18 protein-coding genes are annotated in these 21121 nt (G+C 72.4%); 4 read left to right on the top strand and 14 right to left on the bottom strand.

Annotated elements, in window-relative coordinates:
* Positions 1–60: 60 nt before the first annotated feature.
* The 6 genes from AB0J87_RS39760 to AB0J87_RS39735 form a co-directional block, all read right to left on the bottom strand.
* Positions 61–789 (bottom strand): DUF6882 domain-containing protein, encoded by a 729-nt coding sequence (locus AB0J87_RS39760; RefSeq protein ID WP_363974504.1) that lies wholly within the window; start codon positions 787–789, stop codon positions 61–63.
* Positions 790–858: 69 nt separating this feature from the next.
* Positions 859–3537 carry a sugar-binding protein gene (locus AB0J87_RS39755; RefSeq protein ID WP_363974501.1) on the bottom strand — a complete coding sequence of 893 codons (2679 nt, stop codon included), beginning with the start codon at positions 3535–3537 and terminating at the stop codon, positions 859–861.
* 16 nt (positions 3538–3553) lie between these two features.
* Complete coding sequence (locus tag AB0J87_RS39750; RefSeq protein ID WP_363974498.1) at positions 3554–4354, bottom strand: carbohydrate ABC transporter permease; 801 nt, start codon at positions 4352–4354, stop codon at positions 3554–3556.
* A complete protein-coding gene (locus tag AB0J87_RS39745; RefSeq protein WP_363974495.1) occupies positions 4351–5247 on the bottom strand; it encodes a sugar ABC transporter permease in 897 nt (298 codons plus the stop codon). The genes AB0J87_RS39750 and AB0J87_RS39745 overlap by 4 nt, the downstream gene beginning before the upstream one ends.
* Positions 5244–6608 carry an extracellular solute-binding protein gene (locus tag AB0J87_RS39740; protein WP_363974492.1) on the bottom strand — a complete coding sequence of 455 codons (1365 nt, stop codon included), beginning with the start codon at positions 6606–6608 and terminating at the stop codon, positions 5244–5246. Before AB0J87_RS39740 ends, AB0J87_RS39745 begins: the two co-directional genes overlap by 4 nt.
* 4 nt (positions 6609–6612) lie before the next feature.
* Positions 6613–7809, bottom strand: coding sequence for a carbohydrate kinase family protein (locus AB0J87_RS39735; protein WP_350727802.1), 1197 nt, complete (start codon positions 7807–7809; stop codon positions 6613–6615).
* A gap of 135 nt (positions 7810–7944) precedes the next feature.
* Here AB0J87_RS39735 and AB0J87_RS39730 point away from each other — a divergent pair, with 135 nt between their 5' ends.
* Together AB0J87_RS39730 and AB0J87_RS39725 are read left to right on the top strand one after the other, a co-directional pair.
* Entirely contained in the window at positions 7945–8733 is a 789-nt protein-coding gene (locus AB0J87_RS39730; RefSeq protein ID WP_350727803.1) for a DeoR/GlpR family DNA-binding transcription regulator, read from the top strand.
* Between the two features lie 10 nt (positions 8734–8743).
* On the top strand, positions 8744–10114 hold the full coding sequence (locus AB0J87_RS39725) for a 6-phospho-beta-glucosidase (protein ID WP_363974489.1): 1371 nt from the start codon (positions 8744–8746) through the stop codon (positions 10112–10114).
* Between the two features lie 51 nt (positions 10115–10165).
* Here AB0J87_RS39725 and AB0J87_RS39720 read toward each other — a convergent pair whose 3' ends face one another.
* Positions 10166–11494: an amidase gene (locus AB0J87_RS39720; protein ID WP_363974486.1), complete on the bottom strand. Its 1329-nt coding sequence runs from the start codon at positions 11492–11494 to the stop codon at positions 10166–10168.
* Between the two features lie 101 nt (positions 11495–11595).
* Between AB0J87_RS39720 and AB0J87_RS39715 the strand changes: the two genes are divergently transcribed.
* Positions 11596–12861 carry a hypothetical protein gene (locus AB0J87_RS39715; RefSeq protein WP_363974483.1) on the top strand — a complete coding sequence of 422 codons (1266 nt, stop codon included), beginning with the start codon at positions 11596–11598 and terminating at the stop codon, positions 12859–12861.
* Between the two features lie 192 nt (positions 12862–13053).
* Here AB0J87_RS39715 and AB0J87_RS39710 read toward each other — a convergent pair whose 3' ends face one another.
* The 6 genes from AB0J87_RS39710 to AB0J87_RS39685 form a co-directional block, all read right to left on the bottom strand.
* The gene (locus AB0J87_RS39710; RefSeq protein ID WP_363974480.1) at positions 13054–13863 is read right to left on the bottom strand and encodes an amino acid ABC transporter permease; all 810 of its coding nucleotides are present in this window, start codon (positions 13861–13863) and stop codon (positions 13054–13056) included.
* Positions 13860–14528: an amino acid ABC transporter permease gene (locus tag AB0J87_RS39705; RefSeq protein ID WP_363974477.1), complete on the bottom strand. Its 669-nt coding sequence runs from the start codon at positions 14526–14528 to the stop codon at positions 13860–13862. The genes AB0J87_RS39710 and AB0J87_RS39705 overlap by 4 nt, the downstream gene beginning before the upstream one ends.
* Before the next feature lie 3 nt (positions 14529–14531).
* Positions 14532–15368: a glutamate ABC transporter substrate-binding protein gene (locus AB0J87_RS39700; RefSeq protein ID WP_350727809.1), complete on the bottom strand. Its 837-nt coding sequence runs from the start codon at positions 15366–15368 to the stop codon at positions 14532–14534.
* Between the two features lie 11 nt (positions 15369–15379).
* Positions 15380–16123: an amino acid ABC transporter ATP-binding protein gene (locus AB0J87_RS39695; protein ID WP_350727810.1), complete on the bottom strand. Its 744-nt coding sequence runs from the start codon at positions 16121–16123 to the stop codon at positions 15380–15382.
* Positions 16124–16230: 107 nt separating this feature from the next.
* Positions 16231–17064: a glutamate ABC transporter substrate-binding protein gene (locus AB0J87_RS39690; protein ID WP_350727811.1), complete on the bottom strand. Its 834-nt coding sequence runs from the start codon at positions 17062–17064 to the stop codon at positions 16231–16233.
* The gene (locus AB0J87_RS39685) at positions 17061–17747 is read right to left on the bottom strand and encodes a response regulator (protein WP_350727812.1); all 687 of its coding nucleotides are present in this window, start codon (positions 17745–17747) and stop codon (positions 17061–17063) included. The genes AB0J87_RS39690 and AB0J87_RS39685 overlap by 4 nt, the downstream gene beginning before the upstream one ends.
* Positions 17748–17909: 162 nt before the next feature.
* Here AB0J87_RS39685 and AB0J87_RS39680 point away from each other — a divergent pair, with 162 nt between their 5' ends.
* Complete coding sequence (locus AB0J87_RS39680) at positions 17910–20729, top strand: response regulator (RefSeq protein ID WP_363974472.1); 2820 nt, start codon at positions 17910–17912, stop codon at positions 20727–20729.
* Between the two features lie 49 nt (positions 20730–20778).
* Here the strand turns inward: AB0J87_RS39680 and AB0J87_RS39675 are convergent, their stop codons facing one another.
* Complete coding sequence (locus AB0J87_RS39675; RefSeq protein WP_363974469.1) at positions 20779–21120, bottom strand: hypothetical protein; 342 nt, start codon at positions 21118–21120, stop codon at positions 20779–20781.
* Position 21121: the final 1 nt, after the last annotated feature.

Here is a 21121-nt window from a genome sequence, read left to right as displayed (position 1 = left end):
TCACCGAGGGATGAATCTATCGAAACGGCACCCGCCGCGAGCGATCAGGGGTGGCGCTGCTCAGGCGCCGCGGGGGGCCGACAGGGTCGCGCTGATGTTGCCGACCCGGCCGTGCCCGTCGAAGTCGACGGCCGCCTCGAAGCCGGGGCCCGTGAGCATGAGCCGGTCGCCGCCCGCGTCGCTGTAGGACGCCCCGAGCCCGCGGCGGGCGGCGTAGCCGTGCATCGCACGCCGGTGGTCCGTCAGCAGCGGCAGGGAGAGCGCCTGCTGCAGGACGCGCATGACGCGGACCGGCTCGGGCGGCGGCAGCTGGAAGTCCGGGTGCTCGACGAGGAACGCGGCCCGGGTGCCGCCGCCCGCGTCGCCGCTGTAGGACGTCCAGTGGCCGGTCACCGCCTTGGCGGCCTCGGTGAGGATCGCGGCGGCGAAGTGCGGCTCGGCGGGGGAGGTGGGCAGCGCGGCGAACGGGACCTCCGCGGAGGCCAGCTCCGCGATGCCGAACCGCTGCCCGAAGTCCCGCAGCGTCCCCGACAGGGCGATCACCGGCTCCGGGAAGCCGGACGGGTTCGCCCAGGCCCACAGCCACGACTGCGGCCCTGGGGCGGCGCTGCCGAGCAGGTGGAAGCGGGTGCAGGTGATCGTGCGGCTCCCGGTGAACTGGAAGCGCTGCTCCCGCAGGTCGACGCTCCAGCTGTGCTCGCCGAGGACCTCTTCGAGGTGGATCTGGTGCTCGAGGGAGAGGATGGCCGCGTCGTCGAGCAGGTTCGTGAGTGTGAGGGATTCCGGCATCCCGGCAGACTACGGGATGCGTCCGACAGGGCTGCCCGCCCTCCGGGGAGGAGGGCGGGCAGCCCGGCTTCAGCGCACCTTCACCTGCGAGGCCGCCGTGCCGCCGCCGGGCGCCTCCCAGCCCGCCACCACCGCCGGGTGGGCGGCCAGGGCGCGGGTCAGGGGCACGGTGACGGTCGTGACGCCCTTGCGGGACACCGTGACGACGCGGCTGCCCGCCGTCCCCTGGTCGTCGCGGACGAACAGGTGGGCCTTACCGGGCGCCTCCGCCCGCAGCGTCACCTTCACCTCCTTCTGGCCGGCGGCGGCGGAGACGGCCTGGCCGCTCTCCGACTCCTTGGCCGCCGGGCCACCCGCGAGCGGGACGTGCACCCGGACCGCCTGCTCCAGCGACTGCGGCGAGTCCAGGCTGGACAGGGCCGTGTCGGGGATCACCGGGTCGGGCACCGGACGGTCCGCGGGCGGCCGGTAGCCGGTCAGCGTGGCCACGCCCCACCGGTACGGGTCGCCCTGCACGCCGCCCCACGTCGACCAGCCGATCCGGGTCTGGCCGGTCTTGTCCTGGGTGTCGGAGTCGTACACGAGGATGTTCAGCCCGAGGTGGGCGGGATCGACGGAGCCGGGGAGAAGCTCCATGGGGATCGACATCTCCACGGTGTATCCGCCCGAGGCGACCTTCGAGGCCACTCGCATGCCGGGGGCGGTCTGCTCGCCCGGGCCCTGGCGGTTGTCGGCGTCGCGCAGGAAGCACGGCGGTCCCTCGGCCGTCACGGGCAGCACCGCGGTCTTGAAGGTGGTCGAGGTGTTCTCGGACGTGCCACGCGGGTCGAGCGTGACCTCCACCGAGTCGGTACGCCAGTGCCGCTTGCAGTCGGCGGTGGCCAGCCGGGTGCCGAGCACGTCGTCCTGCACCTGGACCAGCAGGTAGAGGGTGTCGTCGTGCCACGCGAGCTTGGCGGTGCCGGAGCAGTCGGCCGCGGACGAGCAGGCCGTGCCCTCCCACAGCCGCGAGATGTCGAGGGCGGGCCCGGGATACTCGCCGTCGCCCGCCACGCCGTCCACGGTGGGCGACGCCTGCGGCACGGAGGCCGCCGGGACCAGTTCGAGCGCCGGCTTGCTCGCGACCGCGCCGTCCACGCTGATGGTGTACGCGTAGTCGCCGCCCTGGTTGGACGTCTTCAACGAGGGGTCGGAGTTCGTGACGGTGAACGGCACCGTCGTCGAGGCCCCGGCGGCCAGGTCGCTGTAGGGAGCCTCCACGCGGTCCGCGGTGAACCCGGCGGGCAGGTCCACGCGCACGGTCCCCGACTTGGCGGCGTCGCTGATGTTGGTCACCACGACGCCGACCTGCCGGGAGCCGCCGGAGGGCAGGGTGAGCACGGGGGTGACGATGCCGCGCAGCTGCGGCACGCCGACCTCGGAGGTCCACTTCTCGTACTGGGCGACCTGGGGGAGGAGCTGCTGCCCGGCCCGTACGGGCGGGCTGATCTCGACCTGCCGGTCGGTGTAGCCGCGGCCCCGCTCGGTGGTCAGCGTGGCCGACACGCGCGCCCGTCCGGTGCCAGCGGCGGGGGTGCCAGTGGGGGTTACGGTGAACGTCGCCGTCCCGGTGCGCCCGGCGGCGAGCCTGCCCAGCTCGCCCGAGCCGCTGACCTGCCAGCCCGCGGGCACGCCCAGCGTCACCGACGAGCGGCCCAGCGGCTCGCGGGCCGGCGCGGTCGCGCTGACCTTGACGGTGAACTGCGTGCCGGGCCGCACGTCGAACGTGCCGGCGCGCAGCTCGAACAGGGTGCCCAGCGGGACCGCCCCGCTCGCCCTGGTCAGCGCGCCGTCGAGGATCGCCGTCGGCGCGGCCGCCGCCGCGCTGCCCGGCTCGGGGAACGGCACCCGCGAGTCCACCTGCGTGAAGAAGTCGCAGCCGAGCTGGTTCGGGTCCGACGGCACGTCGGGGAAGACGGCCCAGCCCTGGGAGGCGTACGCGCGCTGGGCGTCGCGCTCGATCGCGGCCCACGTCTTGCCCTGCGCCTGGGAGGGGCGCCCGCTCCACACGCCGTACACGTTCTGCGCGGGGTTGTTCGGGCGGAAGGTCGAGGCGCAGGACGGGCCGGTCTGCGAGGTGCCGCGCCCGCCGCCGAGCAGCAGCCGGGCCGGCGCGAACGGGCGCAGCCCCTCGCGGGTGATCTGCTCGGGGAACACCTTGGGGTCGGCCGCCGCGTAGAACGCCTGCACGGCCAGCCGCGCCGCCTGCTGGTGGTTGCCGTGGTTGCCGGGGGAGGGCGCCGGGTCCATGGTCAGGATGACCTCGGGCCTGGTCTGGCGGACCACCCGCACGACCTTCTCCAGGGTGTCCGCGCCCCAGATCTGGTCGGTCAGCGGCGCGCTCACCGTGTAGTAGAAGTCGACGTCGTCGAGGTTGAAGACCTCGCGCACGCCCGCCTTTCCGACCGCCGCCCGCTCCTCGGACTCGCGCAGCAGCCCGAGCGCCGGGCCCTCCTCGGGTCCGACGGCGTTGCCGCCGCCCTCGCCGCGGCTGACGGTGACGACGCCGGTGCGTACGCGGTGGTCCTCGTTCCACTGGCCGAGCGTGGACAGGCTGAACGCCTCGTCGTCGGGGTGGGCCCCGACGAACAGCGCGTCGAGGTCCACGGGAGCGCCGGCGGTGGACGCAGCGGAGGCTTCGGAGGGAACGGCGGGTGAGAGGGCGAGCGCGACCGTGGCGGCCAGCGCCAATGACAGGCGTTTACGCATGGAACCTCCGGAACAGTTACTCGCGGACCGCCCCTTGGAGCAGGCCGCGGACGAAGTGACGCTGGAGGAACAAGTAGAAGATCACGACCGGGGTCGCGACGATGACGGAGCCGGCGGCCAGCAGGGTGAAGCCGGAGGTGTACTGGCCCTGGAAGAATGCCAGCCCCAGCGGCGCGGTCCGCAGCGACTCGCTGGTGACCATGATCAGCGGGATGAGGAACTCGTTCCACGTCCACATGAAGACCAGCACGGTCAGCGTGACGACGGCGGGCCGGGCCGGCGGCACCAGCACCTGCCACAGGATGCGCCACGTCGAGGCGCCGTCGATGCGGGCGGCCTCGACGATGGCCCGGTTGGAGGCCCGGAAGTAGGCCCGCATCCAGAACGTGCCGAACGCCACCGACAGCGCCACCTGCGGCAGCGCCACCGACCAGAACGTGTCGATCAGGCCGAGCGAGCGCAGGTCGAAGTAGAGCGGCACCGCGATGGCCTCGCTCGGCATCATGATTCCGAGCATGAACAGGTAGAACAGCACCGACTGCCCGCGGAAGCGCATGGTGCCGAACGCGTACCCGCTGAGGATCGACAGCACCACGCTCACGACCACGACGAACGACGACACCGCCAGGCTGGTGCGGAGGTAGGTGCCGAACCGCCCGATCTCCCACGCCGCCGCGAAGTTGCCCAGCCCGGAGGTCCCCCCGCTGTCGGCGGGGCCGAGCGCGGCGGCCAGGATCGAAACGATGGGGAAGAGCGCGAAGGCGGCGAACGCCGACAGGATCACGTAGTTGCCCACCCGCTCGCCCCGCGAGATCACGACACCCTCCTGTCGGCGAACCGGTTGATCCCGAACGAGATCACGAAGATGACCACGGTGAGCGTGACGCCGATGGCCGCGGCCGAGCCGATCTGGCTGAGCCCGAAGGCCCGGTGGTAGACCTCGTACGACGGCACCGACGTCGAGTCGCCCGGCCCGCCGCGCGTCGTGACGTACACCAGGTCGAACGTGCGCAGCGCGGCGATCACGGTCAGCGTCAGCGCGACGGCGATCTCCCCGCGCACCGACGGCAGCGTGACCGCGAAGAACTCCCTGACCGCGCCCGCCCCGTCCAGCCGCGCCGCCTCGTACAGCTCGCCGGGGATGCGGCTCATCCCGGCCAGCAGCAGCACCGTCACCAGCCCGGACTCGAACCACGTGCCCACCACCCCGACCGCGGGCAGCGCGAACGTGTAGTCGCCCAGCCAGCCCCGCGTCAGCGAGTCGAGCCCGAGCGCGCCGAGCAGGGTGTTGAGCGTTCCGTCGGGCGCGTAGACCCGCCGCCAGGCCACGGCCACCACGACCATGGCGACCACCTGCGGCAGGAACACGACCGTGCGGAAGAAGCCGAGGCCGCGCACCTTGGCGTGGTTGAGGATCGCGGCCAGCCCCAGCCCGATGGCCAGCGGCGCGGCCGCGTAGAACACGACCAGCACCAGCGCGTGGCCGAAGGCCGCCCGCAGCCCCTCGTCGGAGACGATCGCGAGGTAGTTGTCCAGGCCGACCCAGCGGCCGAGCGACAGCCCGTCCCAGTCGTACAGCGACAGCTGCACCGCGCGCCCGATCGGATAGAGCAGGAACACCGCGTAGACGGCGAAGGCCGGCAGCAGGTAGAGGTAGGCGACGCGGCGAGGCTCTCCCGGAGGCCGGCCCCCGGTCATCGGTCGGCTCACCCGTTGCTCTCGACGAAGGTCTTGTAGTCCTTCTCCAACGTGGCGAGGAACTCCTGCGGGGTCTGCTTCTTGGCCAGCAGGTCCTGCAGCGCCGCGCCCAGCGTGTCGGCGAACGTCGGTGTGGCGTAGTCGAGGTACGGCACCAGCCCGTCCTTGGCCGTGACCGTGCCGAACGCGGTGAAGACGTCCTGCTGCGGCCCCGCCGGGACGCTCTGCTGCGCGGTGTCGGCGACCGGCAGGTTGCCGGTGGTGGTGAGCACCTTCATCGCGTCGGCGTTGGTGATGAAGTCGATGTACGCCGCCGCGGCGTCGGGGTTGGGGCTCTTGGCCGTGATCGCGAACGGCAGCCCGGTCCCGCCGGTGGCGACGGGCGGCGCGCCGGCCGTGGCGCCCGGCGGCAGCATGAAGCCCAGGTCCTTGCCCAGCGCCTTCTGCACGTCGGCCAGCAGCCAGGTGCCCCCGATCAGGAAGACGCCCTCACCCTTGCCGAACGCCTGCCACGCCGGGTCGTAGCCCTGGCCGTTGAAGCCCTTGTTGAAGTAGCCCTTGTCCACCCAGCCGACGAGCTCCTCGGCGGCCTTGGTGTTCTCCGGCGTGTTCCACGAGGCGCCCTTGCGGCCGAAGGCCAGCGTGCTGATCTGGTCGGCGGGCACGCCGCGGCTCTGCACCGTGCCGAACACGTGGATGGCCGGCCACTTGTCGAGGTTGCCCAGCTGCATCGGCACCTCGCCGGCGGCCTTGGCCTTGGCCAGCGCGGCGTCGAAGTCAGCCCACGTCGCGGGCGGCTGCAGGCCGAGCTTGGTCAGCTTGGCCTTGTTGAAGAAGATGCCGACGACCTCGCCGACCTGCGGCAGGCCGTACAGGTTGCCCTCGCCGAAGGTCTTGCCGTCGGCGCTGTAGCTCGAATAGCGCAGCACCGACGGCGGGTAGCGCTTCTTCCACCCGTACGCCTCGGCGTAGGCGTCCAGCGGGCGCAGCTGCCCGGCCTTGACGAACGCGCCCATCGACGAGCGGCCGTTGTTGGCCTCCACGATGTCGGGCGGCTCGTTGCCGCTCAGGGCCAGGCGCAGGGTCGTGTTGAGGTCGTCGAAGGAGCGGCTCACCCGGTTGATCTTGATGTTCGGGTACTTCGCCTGGAAGGCGTCGTTGAGCTGCTTCATCTGGGCGGCCTGCCCGCCGCGTACCTCCTGGTCCCAGATCGTCAGGGTGACGTTGCCGAGCGCGGCGGCGTCGGTGCGCACCGCGGAGGCGGAGGGCTGCGCGGAGGTGGCCGCGGGCGGGGCGGAGGATCCGGGGGCGCACGCCGTGATGGCAAGGGCGCTGGCGGCGAGCACGGCGAGCGCTCGGAGCGGGGGGTTCATGGTGTTACTCCTTTTGCGCGGGCACGCGAGGCGTGTCGGGGCCCTCGTCCTCGGGTGGGTTCGGCCGCGTGGTGGGAACCTTGGGGCCGACGTCGGCGTACCGGGCGATGGTCGCGGCCGCGCGGCGCACAGCACCCACCGGCACGGCGGGCACCAGCTTGTCGAGGAAGGCGTAGCGGCGGGCCAGCGAGTTGCCGTAGGCGCCGCTGTGGTCGGCCGAGTCGCGGACCTCGTGCCACCAGTCGGCGATGTCGCCCCAGCCGGGCGCCGCGAGCGAGCCGCCGAACTGCTGCACCGCCAGCGCCGCGCACAGCTGCGCGAACGCCAGGCGGTCGGCCAGCGGCCAGCGCGACAGCGTGCCGAGCACGAACCCCGCGCCGAAGACGTCGCCCGCGCCGGTCGGGTCGAGCGCCGTCACCCGCGGCGCGGGCACGAACGCCTCCTCGCCGTTGGTGGAGTCGATGGCCATGGCGCCGTTGGCCCCGTCGGTCACCACGGCCACGGGGACCTTGTCGGCGATCGCGTAGAGCGCGTCGCGCGGGGTGTCGGCGCCGGTGTAGGCCATCGCCTCGACCGCGTTGGGCATGAACGCGTGGCAGAGCGCGAGCTGGTCCAGCAAGGAGGCCGACCAGGAGCCCGACGGGTCCCAGCCCACGTCGGCGAAGATGAGCGCGCCGTCGCGGCGCGCCAGCTCGGCCCAGTTGCACGGGCTGTCCGGCGAGTCGAGCGGATCGTCGGTGGACAGCGACACGATCACCGCCTTGGACCGCGGCGGGTTGCCGATCATCTCCGAGGCCGGCATGGGCGAGGGGTGGCCGTGCGTCACCATGCTGCGGTCGCGGTCGACCGCCATGGAGACCGTCACCGGCGAGTGCCAGTGCTCGAACCGCCGCGACCTGGACAGGTCCACCGACTCCTGCTCCTCGAGCGTGCGCCAGCAGAAGTCGCCGTAGTCGTCGTCGCCGAACGCGGCGGCCAGCGAGGTGCGCAGGCCCAGCCGGCTGGTCGCGATGGCGAGGTTGGCGATGCCGCCGGGGCATGATCCCATGCCCTCGGCCCAGATCTCGGTTCCGGCCGCGGGCATCGCGGGCAGACCGGTGAAGATGATGTCCAGAAAGACCGTGCCCGCCAGGAAGACATCGAACTGCGGCCCGTCCGGGGTGCGCTCGGCGGCGAGAGGGTCGTACACCTGATTAGACACGGGAATGAGTCCTCCCCGACACGTATCCAGCTCTGCGCAATCTTGCATGTTTGCTCACGCACTTCAAGTCTTCTTCTGGGAGTTTTTGGCTGAAGCTGCATACTCCTGCGCGATTTTGACTGATACACTCGCGCCGTGCTTCAGCGCCTCAGGCATGCCGAGATCATGCGCCGGGTCCGACTCTCAGGCGCCACCAGTGTCAGCGATCTCGCCAGCCAGCTCGGCGTGAGCCCGTCCACCATCCGCAGGGACCTCGAGGTGCTCGACCGCGACGGCACGCTGCGGCGCGTCCGCGGCGGGGCCCTGCTCCTCGACGGCGGGCTCCTCGACAGCGGGGTCAGCGTCGACGCCGACGCCGACCGGCCGTTCGCCGAGGTCGCCGCGGTGGACGAGCAGGACAAGGAGGCGGTCGCGGTCCGCGCCGCCGAGCTGGTCCGCGACGGCGACGTGGTCCTGCTCGACATCGGCACGACGACGATGCGGCTGGCCCGGCGGCTGCGCGGGCGCCGCGTCACCGTGGTGACCTCCAGCCTCGCCGTGCTCGACGTGCTGCGCTCCGACCCGGAGGTCGAGCTGCTGCTGCTCGGCGGCGCGCTGCGGCGGCCGTACCACTCGCTGGTCGGGGTGCTGACCGAGGCGGCCCTGAGCCAGGTGGTCGCCGACCGCGTCTTCCTGGGCGCCAGCGGCCTGCGGCCGGACGGGCAGCTCGTGGACACCACGCTCGCCGAGGTGCCGCTGAAGCGCGCCATGATCGCGGCGGCGGGCCAGGTGGTGCTGCTCGTCGACCGGCACAAGTTCCCGGGCACCGGCGCGCTGCGGGTGTGCGGGCCCGACGACATCGACGTGATCGTCACCAACCAGGGCGCCGACGAGGCGACGCTGCGCAACTGCGCCGCCGCGGGCGCCGAGATCCTGCTCACGTGAAAGGGTATCGATGAGACTGGCCGTTCTCGGGGGCGGCGGCTTCCGGGTCCCGCTCGTGTACGGCGCGCTGCTGCGCGAGACCGCGAAGCCGCGTGTGGAGCAAGTGGTCCTGTACGACGTGTCGCAGGACCGGCTGGAGGCCATCCGGCACGTGCTCGGCCAGCTCGCCGCCGGGCACGACGACCCGCCGGAGGTCCTGACCACCACCGATCTGGACACCGCGCTGCGCGACAGCTCGTTCGTCTTCTCCGCCATCCGGGTCGGCGGCCTGGCCGGGCGCACCGCCGACGAGCGGGTCGCGCTCGACCTGGGCCTGCTCGGCCAGGAGACGACCGGCCCCGGCGGCATCTCCTACGGCCTGCGCACCATCCCGGTCGCGCTCCACGTCGCCGAGCGGGTGGCCGCACTCGCGCCCCAGGCGTGGGTCATCAACTTCACCAACCCCGCCGGCATGATCACCGAGGCCATGCGGCACGTGCTCGGCGACCGCGTGATCGGCATCTGCGACTCCCCGATCGGCCTGATCCGCCGGGCCGCCGTCGCGCTCGGGCTCGACCCGGCGCGCGTGTCGCCCGACTACGTGGGCCTCAACCACCTCGGCTGGCTGCGTGGTCTCACCTATCAGGGGCGCGACGTGCTGCCCGACCTGCTGGCCGACGACGCGGCGCTGCGGCAGGTCGAGGAGGCGCGCATCTTCGGCGGCGACTGGGTGCGCACGCTGGGCGCGCTGCCCAACGAGTACCTGTACTACTACTACTTCACCCGGGAGTCCGTGGCCGCGATCTCCGGGCAGACCCGCGGGGAGTCGCTGGTCCGGCAGCAGGACGACTTCTACGCCGCCGTGCGGGCGCGTCCCGAGGAGGCGCTGGCGGAGTGGGTCAGGTCGCGCAGGCTGCGCGACGAGTCGTACATGGCCGAGGCCCGCGAACCCACCGCCGCGGGCGCGCGCGACGCCGCCGACCTGGAGGCCGGTGGGTACGAGGGCATCGCCCTGGCCCTCATGGCCGCCATCGCCCGCGGCGAGCCCACATCCATGATCCTCAACGTGCGCAACGGCGCCGCGGTGCCCGGCCTGCCCGCGGACGCGGTCGTCGAGATCCCGTGCGCGGTGGACGGGGCCGGCGTCCGGCCGCTGGCCACCCGCCCCTTGCCGGGCCGCTTCCTCGGTCTCGTGCAGCAGGTGAAGGCCGTGGAGCAGGCCGCCATCGAGGCCGCCAGGTCCGGCTCGGCCCGGCTGGCGGTCGAGGCGTTCGCGCTGCACCCGCTGGTCGACTCGGTCGCGACGGCCCGCAAGCTGCTCGACGGCTACCGGGCGCGCATCCCCGAGCTGGCCGCCGCCATCCCGGGCTCCTCCGACGCGGGCGGGCGCACGACGATTTAGCGGGCCCCTTCAGGGGCGCTTCCACGCCGCGCCCCCGCGTCGGGGTCGCTTTCACGCCATGCCGGCCGCCTCGAAGAGCCGCAGCTCGCGCCCCGGGCGGCACACGAGCTGCAGCCCCACCGGCAGCCCGTCCACCGTGCCCGCGGGCACGGTCAGCGCGGGCAGGCCCAGCACGTTCCACAGGCTCGTCATGGACAGCAGCGCGGGCCGCACGGCGACGGTCCGGCCGTCCACCTCCATCTCGCGCTCCAGGAGCAGCGGGGCGGTGATCGGCACGGTGGGCAGCGCCAGCACGTCGTGCCGTTCGAACAGCGTCGCCGCGGCCTCGGCGAGCCGGGAGCGCGCGGCCACGGCCGCGACGTACTGCCAGCCGGGTATCTCGGCGGCCGTGCGGAGGCGTTCGAGCAGCTCGGGGTCGAACAGCTCGGGCGCCTGCGCCATCCGGGCCGCGTGCACGGCCACCGCCTCGCAGCTCTGGATCACCGTGTACGTCTCGCGGAACTCCTCGCCCAGCCCCGCCCGCAGCCGCACCTCCTCCAGCCCCGAGCGGGCCAGGCGGGACTCCGCGGTCGCGCGTACCGCGTCCACCACGCGCGGATCCCCGTCGAACAGCTCGGACGGATCGAGCCAGGCCACCCGCGCGGGACCGGGGTCCTCGCGCAACTGGGCGGAGGCCAGGCAGCGGTAGGCGAGCAGGCAGTCCTGCTCGTCACCGGCCAGGACGCCGACGTGGTCGAAGCTGCGTGCCAGGGGGAACACGCCTTCGGCCGAGATCGCCCCATAGCTCGGCTTGAACCCGGCGATCCCGCACAGAGCCGCCGGGATGCGGACGGATCCGCCCGTGTCGGTGCCGAGCGCGAGCGGCACCAGGCCCGCCGCCACGGCCGCCGCGCTGCCGCCGCTGGAGCCGCCCGACATGCGGTCCGGGTCCCACGGGTTGCGCGACGGGCCGTTGGCCGAGCGGTCGCCCGTGGGGCCGTACGCGAACTCGTGGGTGGACGTTTTGCCCACGACGACGGCGCCCGCGCGGCGCAGCCGGGTCACGGACTCGGCGTCGGAGTCCGCGACGTACCCCGCGAAATGCCGCGAACCCATGGTCGCGGGCAGCCCCGCGACCATGAAGAGGTCCTTCACGCCCACCGGCACGCCGTGCAGCGGACCCCGGTAGGTGCCCGTGTCCAGCTCGGCGTCCGCCCGCCGCGCCGCCGCCAGCGCCCCGTCGGCGTCCACGGTGACGAACGCGCCGAGCGCGGGGTCGTGCTCGGCGATGGCTTCGAGCGCCTGCTCGACGAGCTCGACGGCGGTGGTCCGGCCTTCGCGCAGGTCCTGGGCGAGGCTCGTGATGGTACGGCCGGTGAAGGGGCCGGGGGAGAGCGGCATGGGGTCCTTTCGAGCGGTCGTCGGCTGACGGATCCCACTGAACACCACGCACATCAGACCTTCCACCGCAGGGCTCCCCCTCACGGGGCTAAGATCGTCGGATGTCCCAGCCGTCAGCCGCCCGCCGGGCATGGAAGTGGGCGCGGCTGGTCCTCGCCGTCGTGGTGAGCGCGTGCGCGCTGGCCGGCGTCGTACGGCTGACCGTGCCCGCCACCGCGGGGACGTCGAGGGAGCCGCCCGGGGTGCGGCGGCAGCTGGCGTTCCTGCGCGGGGCCCTGGACGCGGGCGCGGGTGACGAGGCCCAGGCGCTCTTCCCCGAGGGGTACTTCTTCCTGCACGCCCTGTACGGGCTGAGCTGGGTCGAGCTCGGGATGCGCGCGCCGGCGGGCGAACGGTCGCGGGCGCTGCGCGAGGCGCGCTGGGCGCTGAGCCGGCTGGACTCGCCCGCCGGGCGGGCCCCCTTCAGCCCCGGCCTCACCCCGCCCTACGGCGTCTTCTACCGGGGATGGTCCAACTGGCTGCGCGGCGGGGCGCTGAGCCTGGAGCCGGCCGGGCAGCGTGATCCGGCCGAGGTGCGCCGGTTCGCGGAGGACTCCGCCGCGCTCGGGGCCGCGTTCGACGCGTCTGCCTCGCCGTACCTGGCGGCGTACCCGGGGCAGGCCTGGCCGGTGGACTCGACCGTGGCGGTGGCGTCGCTGCGGCTGCACGACGCGATCCTCCCGCCCCGGTTCGGCGGGACCGTCGAACGCTGGCTGCGGGAGGTCAGGCGGCGGCTCGACCCGCGTACCGGGCTGCTTCCGCACCGCGCAGACCCCGGCGGCGGCGCGCCGGCCGAGGTGGCGCGGGGCAGCTCGCAGAGCATGATCCAGCGGTTCCTGGTGGACGTGGATCCGGCCTTCGCCGCCGAGCAGTACGCGCGCTTCCGCGAGCTGTACGTCGCCACCCCGCTCGGGCTCGGGCCCGCCGTGCGCGAGTACCCGGAGGGCGTGGACGGACCGGCCGACGTGGACTCCGGGCCGCTGCCGCTCGGGGTGAGCCTGTCGGCGACCGTGGTCACCCTCGGTGCGGCGCAGGCGCACTCCGACGCTCCGCTGGCCTCGGCGCTGGCCGGCTACGGGGAGCTGGCGGGGCTGCCCGTGGACACCCCCTGGACCAAGCGGTACGCCTTCGGGCTGCTGCCCATCGGTGACGCGTTCCTGGCCTGGGCGAAGACGGCCCGGCCGTGGGTGGCCCGGCCGCCGTCGCCGCCGCCCGCGACCCTCTCGTGGTGGTGGCGGACGCCACTGTTGATCCTGCTCGCCGCCCTCGCCGCGGCCCCCTGGCTTGCGGCCCTCCGCCGCCGTCTCCGTCCCTCCGACCGTGGCTGAGGTCCCCCTTCGGGGGTGCCCGAGGACCTGTGGCCCGTGATGGGAGCGCGGCCCGGACGGTGGTTCACCGTCCGGGCCGCGGGTGGGCGCCCCGCGCTTCGCCGGTGGGCGAGGCGCGCGATGGGCGCGACGGCCGGGCACGGCGAGGGGGTGGGCCGTGCGGGGGCCGGGCTGAAGGGGAGGGGTGGCGGGTCAGCGGGTGGTGCCGAGGCGGGTGGAGAGCCGGGTGGCGAGGCGGTCGAGGGAGAGGTTGATCAGGATGAAGATGGCCGCGATGAGGATCGCCGCCGGGATGGTGTTCTTGAAGTTGGCGGCGATCCCGTTCAACCCCCGGTTCACCAGCTCGTCGAAGCCCACGATGAGCCCCAGCGCCGAGTCCTTCAGCAGCACCACGAACTGGCTGACGATGGCGGGCATCATGGTCCGGAACGCCTGCGGCAGCAGGACGAGGCGCATCACCTGCCCCTTGCGCATGCCTATGGCGTAGGCCGCCTCGGACTGGCCGCGCGGCAGGCTCTGCACCCCGGCCCGGATGATCTCCGCGATCACCGAGCCGTTGTAGAGCGTGAGCCCGAAGACGACGGCGGCGAAGGCCGAGATGTTCACGCCGATCAGCATGTACGAGCCGAAGAAGGCGAAGAAGATCAGCAGCAGCAGCGGCACGGACCTGAAGAACTCCACCACCGCGGCCGCGGGCACCCGGATCCACCGGTGGTCCGACATCCGGGCGGTGGCGAAGACGAGGCCGAACAGGCCCGCCAGCACCACCCCCACCACGGCCGCGCCGATGGTCCCGGCCAGCCCCGGCAGGATGAACGTGGCCCAGACGTCCCCGCGCACCAGCGGCGTCCACTTGTCGGCCGCCCACTGGTCCTTGGCGTCGAAGCGCACGTAGACCACGTACGCCAGCCCCAGCAGCACGAGCGCGACGACCGCCGCCAGCAGCCGGTTGCGCCGGATCCCGCGCGGCCCGGGCCGCTCGTAAAGGTTCGCGTAGCTCATCGGGCCACCGCCATCCGCCGCGACAGCCAGCCGAACAGCAGCCCCATCGGCAGGCACAGCAGCACGAACCCGGCGGCGAAGCCGAGGAAGATCTCGAGGACCTGGTCTCCGTACGTCTCGATCATCTCCCGCATCCGCACGGACGCCTCACCCACGCCGACCACGAGCGCGATCGTGGTGTTCTTGGTCAGCGCGATCATGATGCTGCCCAGCGGCGCCACCACGGCGCGGAACGCCTGCGGCAGCGTGATCAGCCCGAGCGTCTTCGTGAAGCCCAGCCCGAGCGACCGGGCCGCCTCCGCCTGGCCGACCGGCACCGTGTTGAGCCCCGACCGCAGGGCCTCGCAGACGAACGCCGAGGTGTAGGCGGTCAGCCCGATGACGGCGAGCCAGAAGTTGTTGGTCGCGATGTCGTCAGACAGCTCCACGCCGAGCTGCGCCCCGACGCCGAGGCCGGTGAACATCAGCACCAGCGTGAGCGGTGTGTTGCGCATCATGGTCACGTAAAAGTTGGCCGCGCCGCGCAGGGAGGCCAGCGGGGCCACCCGCATGGCGGTCAGCAGCGTCCCCAGCACGAGAGAGCCGAGCGCGCTGACCGCCGTCAGCCGTATCGTCATCCAGAACGCGGCGAGGATCGTGTCGCGTTCGAACAGCAGCGCTTCCATGGATCAGTAGCGCTCCAGCTGCGGGGCCTGCGGGAGGGTGAAGCCGGAGGCGCCGACGCTGGCCTGCAGCGCCTTCGTCCAGCTGCCGTCGGAGAACATCTTCTCCAGCGCGTCGTTGATCGCCTTGCGCCCGGCCGTGTCGTCCTTCTTCAGCCCGATGCCGTACTTCTCCGTGCTGAACGGCTGGCCGACCACCTTGAGCTTGCCCCCGTACTGGGCGGCGTAGCCGGCGAGGATGACGTTGTCGGTGGTGAGCGCGTCGAGCTGGCCGCCGAGGACGCGGTCCACGCACGCCGAGTACGTCCGCTCCTCCTGCAGCTGCACCTCCTTGGAGTACTCCGCCTTGACCTTCTGCGCCGGGGTGGAGCCGGCGACCGAGCAGAGCTTCTTGCCGTTCAGCGTCTCGGGCCCGGTCAGCGCCGTGTCGTCGGCCCTGACGAGCAGGGCCTGCCCGGCCACGAAGTACGGCCCCGCGAAGGACACCTTCTGCTTCCTGGCGTCGGTGATCGAGTACGTCGCCACCACCATGTCCACCTGGCCCTGCTCGATGAACGCCTCGCGGTTGGCCGACACGGTCTCCTTGAACGTGACGTCCTTGGCCTCCACACCGAGCTGCTTGGCCACGTACTTGGCGACCTCGATGTCGAACCCGGCGAAGCTGCCGTCGGGCGTGCGCAACCCCAGCCCCGGCTGGTCGGCCTTCACGCCGACGACCAGCTTCTTGTCGTTCTTGGCCTTGTCGACGATCGAGGCGTTGCTGGCCTCGGCGCTGCCACAGGCGGTGGCGGTGGCGGCGAGCGCGACCACCGCGAAGGTCGCGTAAAGGGACCTGCCGAACATATGACGGCTCCTTAGTGAGTGAGGATCTTGGCGAGGAAGGACTGGGCGCGCTCGCTGTTCGGGGCTCCGAAGAACGCGTCGGGGGTGTTCTGCTCGACGATCTCGCCTTCGGCCATGAAGACGACCCGGTCGGCCGCGCGCCGGGCGAAGCCCATCTCGTGGGTGACGACCACCATGGTCATGCCCTCGCGGGCCAGCGAGGTCATGACGTCGAGCACCTCGTTGACCATCTCCGGGTCGAGGGCCGAGGTGGGCTCGTCGAAGAGGATCGCCTTGGGGTCCATGGCCAGCGCGCGGGCGATGGCCACCCGCTGCTGCTGCCCGCCGGAGAGCTGGGCGGGGAACTTGGCGGCCTGGCCGCCGATGCCGACCCGGTCGAGCAGTTCCTGGGCCCTGCGCACGGCCTCCGCCTTCGGCCGCTTCAGCACGTGGACCTGGCCGAGGACGACGTTGTCCAGGACGGTCTTGTGCGCGAAGAGGTTGAAGGACTGGAACACCATGCCCACCTCGGCGCGGAGTCTGGCCAGCGCTTTGCCCTCAGCGGGCAGCGGCGTACCGTCCAGGGTGATCGTGCCGGAGTCGATCGTCTCCAGGCGGTTGATCGCCCGGCACAGAGTCGACTTCCCGGCGCCGGACGGGCCGATGATCACGACGACCTCGCCCTGCCTGACGTTCAGGTTGACGTCTCTGAGCACATGGTGGTCGCCGTAGCGCTTGTTGACCTGGTCCAGGACGATCAGGTCGGCCTCGGTCATGCGTCACGCTCCTTGTCTCGGTCAGCGATGGCGTAACCGTAGGAGCCGTATGTGTCACCAAAAGGCTTGTGCGCGTTCTGCTCAGTGATTGATCGATCTGAGTTCGATCAGGGCCGGTGGTCGCCGGGCCTGGAGGAGTCGGACGTCGCTCCGGAGACCCCGATGGTGTCCTTGTAGGCGCGGTCCCACTGCCCGTCGCGCAGCCAGCCGGCGATCAGGCCGTTGAGGTAGTCGCGGAAGGCGACGTCCTGCTTGGGCACGCCCATCCCGTACGGCTCGCGCCCGAACGGCTTGAGCACCAGCCGGAACTGGTCCGGATGCTGGTCGAGCAGGCCGAGCAGGATCGTGTCGTCGGTGCTGATCGCGTCGACCCGCCCGTTCGTGAGCGCGGGCACGCAGATGCTGTAGGCGTCGACGATCTCCAGGGTGGCACCGGGCACCAGGGAGCGCAGCCGCTCGACGGACGTCGAGCCCGTGGCGGTGCACACGGTCTTGCCGTCCAGGTCCGACACGTCGTTGATGGTGGTGTCGGACGTCCTGACGAGCAGGTCCTGCCCGGCGTAGTAGTACGGGTCGGTGAAGGCGACGAGCTGCGCGCGGGCCGGGGTGATCGAGTACGTGGCGATGACGAGGTCCACCACGTTCTGCGAGATGAAGTTCTCCCGCTCGCGCGAGACGGTCTCGACGAAGCGGATGTTGCGCTCGCTGCCGGTGAGGTCCTTCGCGATGAGCCTGGCGATCTCGGCGTCGAAGCCGATGATCCGCCCGCTGGCGGGATCCTTGTAGCCGAACATCGGCTGGTCGAACTTGGTGCCCACGACGAGGACGCCCCGCTCCCTGATCCGCGCCATCGTGGAGCCCTCGGGGAAGGGGTTGTCGCTCCCGCATCCGGCGGCGGTGAGGCAGAGCAGGACGGCGAGCAGCGCCCTGAGCCCTCTCATCGCACTCGATAACGGTGCTGGGGGCGCCCGGTCGGCCCGTACTTCGGCCGGCCTTCGAGCAGCCCGCGATCGGCCAGATGCTCCAGGTAGCGGCGGGCGGTGGCGCGGCTGACGCCGATCATCCCGGCCAGCTCGTTCGCCGACACGTCCTCAGGGACGGCGGCCAGCGCGTCCAGCACGGCCTGCTCGGTCGCCGCCGAGATGCTCTTCGGCCGGGCGCCCTGGTCGAGGTGGAGCGTGCGGAAGATGCGGTCGATCTCCTGCTGCTCGGCGAACCGGTCGCCCGACTCCAGTTGCTCGGCCGTGGCCGCGTAGCGCAGCAGCGTCTGCTCGAGCGTGCCCGCCCTGGTCGGCTTGACCAGGTAGTAGAGCGCGCCGCGCTGCATGGCGGCGCGTACCGTGGCCGACTCCTTGCGCCCGGAGATCACGATGATGTCGATGGGCGGCTGCTCGGGCCGGCGCAGCCGGTGCGCCACCTCCAGCCCCGGCAGGTCGGGCAGGTGCAGGTCCAGCAGCACCAGCCGGGGCGCGAAACGGCCGGCGGCGGCGAGCGCCGCCTGGCCGGTGTGCGCGATCCCGACCACCCTGAACCCGAGTACTCTGTTCACCTGCGCGTGCAGGGCCGCCGTGACGACCGGGTCGTCGTCCACGATGAGAACGGTGATGTCCCGTGGCTCAGGCACCGCCACTCCTCGTCCAGGTGCAGTTTTTACAAATCAGAGTGAGCTTAGGCAGGTTTTGTTACAAACGCTCAAGTTTTGCGCGTTCTGCTCACGGTGATCCGCCGCTCATGCCCTCTTCCTCTTAATCTGTAGCCGAACCGACAGGGGGGAGGACGGACGCCGGTGAGATGGGTGCTCGCGGTGACTGCCCTGTGGACGCTGCTCGGCCTGCTGCCCCTGGCGCTGCTGACCTCCTCCAGTATCTCCCTGTCGGAGAACGCCGTGCGCGACGAGGTCGACGACCGGGTCAGGATCACCGCCTCGGTGAGCCGGGTCGTGGTCGAGCAGCAGATGGGCTCCCTGGCGCAGCTCGTCACCACGTTCGCGCAGCGGCCCGGCGTGCGCGACACGGTGGGGCACGCGACCCCCGAGGCCATGCGTACGTACCTCGGAGAGCTCAAGGAGCTGCGCGACGGCATCAGCGGGCTGATCCTGGTCTCGTCGGAGGGCCGCATGCTCGGCGCGGAGCCGAAGACCGTGCTGCCCCAGGACCTCACCGCCACCGACTGGTACCGCGCCGTGCGCGACCGGCGGGCGGCCCACATCTCCCAGGCGTACACGCCCACGATGATCGACGTGTCCAGGGCGGTCGCGGTGGCCGCGCCGATCCCGAGCGCCGACGGCAAGCGCATGCTCGGCATCCTCGCCGTCGTCTACAGCCTGGACGCCATCCAGGAGTTCGCCAAGGAGGCCGCCGAGGCGCAGGACATCAGGCTGCTGATCACCGACCGGGCGGGCGTGCTCGTCGCCGACCCCGGCAGGAAGCTCCTCGCGCTCACCTCCCTGCGCGAGGACCCCCGGGTGGACGCCGCGCTCGCCGGGCGCACCTGGAACGGCCTGTTCAGCGGCGTCGACGGCACGGTCCTGTCGGCGTCCGAGCCGATCCCGGGCATCGGCTGGACGGTCACCGCCGAGGTGTCCGCCACCAAGGCGCTGGCCTCGGCCGAGCGGCTCAGGACGAACGTCATGACCGTCGCGGCCCTGCTGGCCCTGCTCATCCTCATCGGCCTGGGCCTGCAGATCCACACCACGCGCGGCCGCCGCCGCGCGCAGGCCACGCTGGCCAGGTACGCGGCCGAGCTGGCCGCCGCCAGGGACGAGGCGGTCAGCGCCTCCAGCGCCAAGTCCGAGTTCCTGGCCAAGATCAGCCACGAGATCCGCACCCCGATCAACGGCGTGCTCGGCATGAACTCCCTGCTCATGAGCACCCGGTTGGACGACGAGCAGCGCCACTACTCGACCACGGCCCAGGAGTCGGCCCAGAACGTGCTGCGCCTGCTCGACGACTTCCTCGACCTGTCCAGGATCGAGGCGGGCCACCTCCAGGTCGACGCGGTGCCGTTCGACCTGCCGCGGTTGTGTGACGAGGTGGTCGCGCCCTTCGCGCCGCACGCGTACGAGCAGGGGCTCTGGCTCACGCTGCGGCTCGACGACGGCGTGCCCCGGCAGGTGACCGGCGATCCGGCGCGGCTGCGCCAGATCCTCACGAACCTGGTGGGCAACGCGCTGAAGTTCACCGTCCAGGGCGGGGTGGACCTGCACGTCACCCTCGAGGAGGGCGAGCCCGGCGACGCGCGGGCGGTGCTCAGGTTCGCCGTCGCCGACACCGGGATCGGGGTGGGGCCCGACGACCGGGAGCGGGTGTTCGGCGTCTTCCGGCAGGTCGACTCGCCGATCACGCGCAGGACCGGCGGCAGCGGCCTGGGGCTGGCCATCGGCCGGCAGCTCACCGAGCTCATGGGCGGGGAGATCGGGCTCGACAGCGTGGAGGGCGTGGGCAGCCGGTTCTGGGTGCGCCTGCCCGTTGACGTGCTCACCTGGTCGGAGCCGTCGGTCGAGGCCCTGCAGGGCAGGCGCGCGCTCGTCGCCGACCCGCGGCCCGAGGACCGCGCGCTGGCCGTGCGGTTCCTGGCGGGCGCCGGGCTCGACGTGGAGGAGACCGCGGACTCCGCTTTGGAGCTGCTGAGGGCCGCCGCGTCGGGCGGGCGGCCGTACGAGCTCGCGGTCGTCGCCCTCGACCTGGGCACCGACGCCGAGTCGACCGCGCACGTGATCCTCACGGACCCGCTGCTCCAGGCGACCAGCGTGGTCGTGGTCGTCACCCCCGGGCGGTCGGGCTTCGCCTGGCCCGGCGCCATGGGGGAGCGGGCCGTCCAGTCGATCACCCGGCCGCTGAGCCGCCGCCGCCTGCTGGCCGCCGTGGAGAACGCCCTGGTCACCGCCGAGTGCCCCGGCGAGCCGCGCGAAGGCGTGGAGCTCGCGGGCAGGGACGGCGGCGCGCGGATCCTGGTGGCGGAGGACGACGAGGTCAGCCGCCAGGTCGCGATGCTCGTGCTGCGCCAGGCCGGGCACGAGGTCGAGGTGGTGGACGACGGCGAGCAGGCCGTACGCGCCGTGCTGGCCGGGGGCTACGACCTGGTGTTCATGGACTGCCAGCTGCCCGTGCTCGACGGGCTGGCCGCGACCGAGGAGATCAGGCGGCGCGAGGACGCGCACACCCCGATCATCGCGATGACCGCGGCGGCGATGCCGGACGACCGGATCCGCTGCCTGGCGGCCGGGATGGACGACCACCTGGCCAAGCCGGTGGACTGGCCGCGCGTGCTCGCCAGCATCCCGGAGTGGGCCGCGTACTCCGGGCTCCCGCCCGAGCTGGTGGGGCTGTCACCGGAGGCGCTCGCCGATGTGGCGGAGGCGTACCAGGCCACCGCGACGCGGACGTACGAGGAGCTGCGGCTGGCGGCGCGGACCGGCGATGTGGCGGAGGTGGCCGCGCTCGCCCACCGGCTCAAGGGCAGCTGCGCGACCGTCGGGGCGGCCCGCGAGGCCGAGCTGTGCCGGCGCGTCGAGGATCGGGCGCGTACGGGCGCCGTCGACAGCGAGCCGCTCGACGAGCTAGGCGAGCTGCTCAAGGTGACGCCGGCGTGGATGAACAATCCGTAGCCGCTTGTTAACACCTGAGAAATTTGTCAACGTTAGTGTCTCACTGTTACTAGTCGTGTTTGTTTGTAGTGATTGGAGGGTTGATGGCTGATTCGTCTGGTGAGCCGAGTCCAACGACCACCCCCAGCCCGACGTCCTCCCCGACGCCGACCGCGTCCCCGACGGGCACCCCGTCCCCAACCGGCACCCCGTCCCCAACCGGCACCCCATCTCCGACGGGCACCCCGTCCCCGTCCGGCACCCCGACTCCCACGCCCACGGGGTCACCGAGCCCGACCCCGTCCCCGACGGGCACCCCGAAGCCGACCCCGACTCCGTCGGGCACGCCCACCCCCGGGCCGACCCCCACCCCCACCTGGTCGCCCGTTCCGACGCCCACCTGGTCGGTCATC

The sequence above is a fragment of the Nonomuraea sp. NPDC049625 genome (assembly GCF_040675285.1).
GTDB classification, from domain to species: domain Bacteria; phylum Actinomycetota; class Actinomycetes; order Streptosporangiales; family Streptosporangiaceae; genus Nonomuraea; species Nonomuraea angiospora_A.
Note: the sequence above shows the minus strand (reverse complement) of the source record. Positions and strands in the feature narration are given on the sequence as shown.